This is a genomic window from Haloactinopolyspora sp., from assembly GCF_027324685.1.
In the GTDB taxonomy this organism is placed as follows: domain Bacteria; phylum Actinomycetota; class Actinomycetes; order Jiangellales; family Jiangellaceae; genus Haloactinopolyspora.
Genome location: NZ_DAHVSH010000050.1, coordinates 1 through 5,355, shown reverse-complemented (window position 1 = coordinate 5,355; position 5,355 = coordinate 1). Strand labels below are relative to the sequence as shown.

Sequence of the window (5,355 nt, the reverse complement as noted above, 5' to 3'; positions counted from 1 at the left end):
CAGCCGGACCGGACGCCGTGTGGATGGCGTGCAACGAGGTGCCGCCGCGCCGCGGCGCCCAGTGCGTTCGCCAGTCGGTGCCCGTGGCCTGGACGTCGAGCCCGCCGGCGGGCCGGAACCCCAAGGTGACCGTGCGCTCCTCCCCGGAGCCCGATCGTGCTCGCACGACGTCGAGCAGATAGTCGGCGGTCATGATCAGCCAGCGGCGCAGCGCCACGCCCGGGAACGCGTCGTCGGCGCGTAGCACCGCGCGGGCCGGCGGTCCCGGGTCCCAGCGCTCGACCCGGCCGGTACACGGTTGCTGGTCGGCGTCGTCGATGCGGACCGTCGGGTGGGCGAGCGTGCGGGCGTAGTGGCCGCGGCGTAGCGGACTGCCGTACGGCGGGACGCCGGGCGCAGGTTGCCACGAGCCGTACGCGCCGTAGAGGTAGAGCGCCAGCTTGTCCAGGTGACCGTGCGAGCCACCGTGCGGGCCGGCGTCGACGACCGCCTGCCAGGTGTCGGCCTGGTCACGCAGCACCACGATGCCGGCATCGGCGAAGTGCACCGACTCGCGGTGCGCGTCGAGCTTGGGCAACGGTGGGCCGGCGAACCACCCGTCCAGCAGGTCTTCCAGCCCGTCGTGCGGTGCTGCGAGCTCGCGGCGGGCGTGCGCCTCCACCCGGTCGAGGCCGGTCGACTCCCAGAGCTGGCCGGCCAGGACGCAGACCTCGATCAGCTCCAGCAATGCGCCGTCGCGGCGGTAGGGGCCGTCGTGGAGCATCGGCAACTCGCCGTCCGGGGCGGCGAGTGACACCAGCACCTGCACCATGCCCGCCAGCCGGTCGATCACGTCCGGCGGCAGCCCGGCCGGGTCGGTGCCGTGCAGGGCGAGCAGGTGAGCCCGCAGGACGAACAGGTGGTAGTAGGTCGCGGCTTCCCACTCCCAGCCGTCGTCGCTCACCGCTGCGCGCAGCTGCTCGTGCGCTGCTTGGTGCCACGCTTCGGGGTCGTCGGGTTCACCCAGCGCCACCAGCGCGCGGGCCACGCTCGCGCCCGCGCAGTCCAGCCATGCCGTGTAGTTGCTGCGCAGCTCGCCGCGTTCGTCGACCAGGAGTCTGCGCGCATCGGACACCGTCGTGCGAAGTGCCCGCAGCAATCCGTGCACCGATTCGTCGTCGAGCCGGTGCCGCGCCGTGGCGGCACCGGCCAGGACCGCCACGGCGTCGGCGACCTGCACGCCCCACAATGCCTCGGTCAACGCCTGCGAGAACAGCTTGCCGCGCAGCATCCACCCCTGGGCCCGCTCGCTCCACCCGCTCACTGCCACCTCGGCGTACAGCCGGGCGTAGGCGTTGAGCAGCTCGACCGCACGGTCCAGGTCAACCGGGTCCGCGGCGGCTCGGTAGCGCCGGGCGCGAAGACGCATCTCTCGCGCCATGGCCTGGTGTTCGAGCACCGTCCACGCTGATGTGTACGGCTCGCCGCTCAGCTGGCACCCGTGCGGGCACGGGTAGTACCCCGCAGCAGTCGGTGGGCGCAGTTCGGTTCCGTGGCTCGGACAGACGTAGTCGTGCCACCATCCGCCGCGGGCCCAGGGGATCGTGGTCACCGGAACAGTTGCCCTCCGTTGATGTCGACGACGTGCCCGGTGATGTACGACGACAGCGGCGAGGCCAGGAACGCCACCACGTTGGCGACGTCGTCGGGCGTGCCTTCGCGACCGAGCGGGATGCCGGCGACCATGCCTGCCCGTGCCTCCGGTGGGGTGAAGGTGTCGTGGAACGCCGTCTGGCCGATGAAACCCGGCGCCACGGCGTTGACCGTCACGCCGTCGGGCGCGAGCTCCTTGGCCAGGCCACGACCGAAGCCGATGACGGCGGCCTTGCCCGTGGCGTAGGCCACCGAGCCCTTGCCCCCGCCGTTCTCCGCCGCCAGCGACGACATCAGCACGACGCGACCGGCCTCGGAGCGCCGCAGATGCGGGATGGCCGCTCGGGTGACGGCAAAGGTGGTGGTGACGTTGACGGCCATGACCTTCGCCCAGTGCTCGTCACTCATCTCGGCCACCTCCGAACGGCCGACCAGGTGACCCGCGTTGTTGACGACGACGTCCAGGCCGCCGAGCTCGTCGGCCGCCCGCTCGACGAGCTGTGTCGCCTGCTGGGTATCGGTCAGATCGGCCGGTACGGACACCGATCGCCGGCCGTCGCCCACGAGATCCTTGACGACGGCCTCGGCACCGTCCGCACTCGACGCGTAGTGCACGACGACGTCGGCGCCGCATCTGCCCAGGGTCCTGGCGATCGCCGCGCCGATACCGCTGCCTCCACCGGTGACGAGCGCCCGTCGTCCGGTCAGGTCGATCTGCATGAGTGTCCTCTCGGTCGGTGTCATTTGATTCCGGCATTCGTGAAGCCTTGGATGAAGTAGCGCTGCGCCAGCAGGAACAGCACCACCATGGGAACCGTGGCCAGGGTCGTACCGGCCATCAGGTACGCCCACGCGGTGGACTCCTGCTGCTGGAACACCGCCAGGCCCACCTGAATCACGCGCAGGTCGTCCCGGGTGGTCACCAGCAGCGGCCACAGGAAGTTGTTCCAGCTGTCCTGGAACGTCAGCAGGGCTACCGTCGCAATCGCGGGCTTGACCAGCGGCGTGTACACCTGGGCCCAGATCCGCAGCTCGCCCAGCCCGTCGATCCGGGCCGCCTCCTCCAGCTCGCGCGGCAACGACAGGTAGAACTGCCGGAACAAGAAGATCGCGAACGGGCTCAGCCCGCCCGGGATGAGCAGCGCCCACCACGTGTTCAACCAGCCGCTGCCGCCCTGACCGAAGATGTCGTTGCCACCGAACAGCGGCATGAACTTCACGATCAGGAACTGCGGCACGATCTTCGTGTACGTCGGGATCATCAGCATGGCGATGAAGCCGATGAACACGATCTCGCGACCGCGGAACGGGATCCGCGCCAGCGCGTATCCGGCCATCGCCGCGAAGACCAAGGTGATCGCGGTGTGCCCGGTGGCGATGATCAGGCTGTTGCGGAAGTACGTCCCGAACGGTGCCGCATCGAGCGCGTCGCGGTAGTTGCTCCACACCCACTCGTCCGGCCAGAACGACGGCGGGAAGGTCGCCAGATCCTCCGGGCTCTTCACCGAGGTGAGCACCATCCAGAGAAACGGCACGATCATGGTGAACGCCCCGATGCCCAGCACGACGGCGAGCACCAGCCGTCGCATGCGACCACGCCGGTGCGGCGCGTCCGACTGCCGCGGTTTACCGCTCACGGCCACCGGTTCCACCTGGCTGGTCATTGGTCGTCACCGCCCGTCAGCCGCCGGTTGATCATGGTGAGGACCAACAAGAAGGCGAACAGCACGACCGACTGCGCACAGGCCAGCCCCATCCGGAAGTCCTGGAACGCGGCCCGGTACACCTCGTAGGTCATCATCGTCGTGGCGTTGGCCGGCCCTCCGTCGGTGAGGACGTAGACCTGGTCGAACACCTGGAACGCTCCGATGATCGAGACGACGAAGACGAAGAAGGTCGCAGGTTTGAGCATCGGCAACGTGATCGAGAAGAACTGCCGCACGCTGGACGCGCCGTCCATCGACGCCGCCTCGTAGAGGTGGTGATCGATGTTCTGCAGCGCGGCCAGGTAGATGAGCATCTTCATGCCGATGCCCTGCCAGATCCCGACCAGTATCACCGCCCACAAGGCCCAGTCCGGGTTGGCCAGCCACGCCTGAGTCGGGAGCCCGAGGAACGACATCAACGCGTTGAGCAGGCCGTACTGCGGGTTGTACATCCACAGCCACACCATCGCGATCGCCACCGTGGCCGTCACCTGTGGCAGGAAGAACGCAGCCCGGAACGCCGTACGCCCGCGGATCTTTTGGTTCAGCAGTACGGCCACGACCACCGCGACGGCCATCGAGAACGGCACAGTGAAGAACGTGTAGATGACCGTGTTCCACGTGGCCTTGCGGAAGACGTCGTCGTTCCACAGCTCGACGTAATTGTCCAGGCCGATGAACTCCGGCGCGGAGAAGACCTCGTAGTTGGTGAAGCTCAGGACGAACGTCGCGACGACCGGGATGGCGATCCACACGATGGTGTGGGCCAGCGCCGGTGTCACCATCAGCCAGCCCGCGCGCCGCAGCTTGCGGCCCGACGACCGCCGACCCCGGCTGGGACGCCGGGCGTGGTCCTGGAGGTCGGCGGTCGTCTCGAGCGACTCGGTCGTCATGGACATCGACGTCAGCGACCCATCGCCTCGCTGGCCGTCGCGGCGAGATCATCGAGCGCCTCCTGCGGAGTCTTCTGACCCAGCAGCGCGGCTTCGATCGCCGGCGTGAACTCGCCGCGGATCTCGATCCATTGCGGCGGGCCGCCCTCGTTCTGCGCGTGTTCGAGGTTCTCCATCGCGAACTGGACGAACGGGTTCTTCTGCACGTAGTCGGTGTCCAGCAGTTCGGTGAGGGCGGGCACGTTGCCGCGCTGTTCGTTGGCCGCGAGCGCCGCCTCCGGGCCGGACAGGAACTCCAGCAAGGCCGCGGCTGCCTCCGGGTGCTCGGAGTTCGCCGAGACGGTCGCGAGAGTGCCGCCGAAGAACATGCCCGGTTGCTCGCCAGTGATCAGGAACGGCACGAACTGGTCGGACAGCTCCGGTGCGGACTCCTGCACCTGCAACCACAGGTTGTTGTGGGCCAAGCCCATCGCGGCACGTCCGTTGACCAGGGGGTGAACCTGAGAGTCGCTGCCGGAGAAGCCGATGTCCTCGACCTTGTCCTCGTTGATGAGATCGGTCATGAACTGCAGCGCCTCGACGCCTTCGGGCGAGTTGAACGCGGGCTCGGTCACGTCGTCGTTGAACAGCGACGCACCGGAGGAGAAGAGGAAGACTTCGTACATCTGCCGCAGGTCGTGCGAGAGCATGTCGAAGCCGGCGCGGGTCAGCGTGCCGTCCGGTTCACGCTCGGTCAACGCGATCGCGTACTCACGCAACTCGTCCCAGCTGCTCGGCGGCTCGTCGAATCCGGCCTCGGCCAGGATGTCCTTGCGGGCGACGGCGAACCGGGTGTCGAGCATGATCGGCACCGCGTAGACGCTGTCCTCCCACATGCCCGCCCGCACGATCTGCTCGGTGTAGGACTCCTGCAGCGATTCGGCCGTGATGCCGAACTCGGACAGGTCGCGCAAGACCCCCTTGTCGGCGAAGCCTTCGACCCAGCCGACACCCATCATCATCACGTCGGGGACCAGTCCGCTGGCCACGGCGGTGGTGAGCTTCTCGTTCAGCGTGCCGTAGGTGGTGTAGTCCACGCTGACGCTGACGTCGGGGTACTGCTCGTAGAACTGTGGCAGAAGCTC

Annotated in this window: 5 protein-coding genes; all 5 read right to left on the bottom strand. The window is 68.3% G+C overall.

Annotated elements, in window-relative coordinates; translation table 11 throughout:
• Positions 1-1,591 (bottom strand): heparinase II/III family protein (locus M6444_RS06560; RefSeq protein ID WP_298324501.1); only part of this gene is annotated, 1,591 nt, incomplete at its 3' end.
• The gene (locus M6444_RS06555; RefSeq protein ID WP_298324498.1) at positions 1,588-2,352 is read right to left on the bottom strand and encodes an SDR family NAD(P)-dependent oxidoreductase; all 765 of its coding nucleotides are present in this window, start codon (positions 2,350-2,352) and stop codon (positions 1,588-1,590) included. The genes M6444_RS06555 and M6444_RS06560, both read right to left, overlap by 4 nt.
• Positions 2,353-2,372: 20 nt before the next feature.
• Complete coding sequence (locus M6444_RS06550; RefSeq protein ID WP_298324494.1) at positions 2,373-3,296, bottom strand: carbohydrate ABC transporter permease; 924 nt, start codon at positions 3,294-3,296, stop codon at positions 2,373-2,375.
• Complete coding sequence (locus M6444_RS06545) at positions 3,293-4,237, bottom strand: sugar ABC transporter permease (protein WP_298324491.1); 945 nt, start codon at positions 4,235-4,237, stop codon at positions 3,293-3,295. The genes M6444_RS06550 and M6444_RS06545 overlap by 4 nt, the downstream gene beginning before the upstream one ends.
• 5 nt (positions 4,238-4,242) lie before the next feature.
• On the bottom strand, positions 4,243-5,355 hold a 1,113-nt coding region (locus M6444_RS06540), incomplete at its 5' end, for an ABC transporter substrate-binding protein (protein ID WP_298324488.1).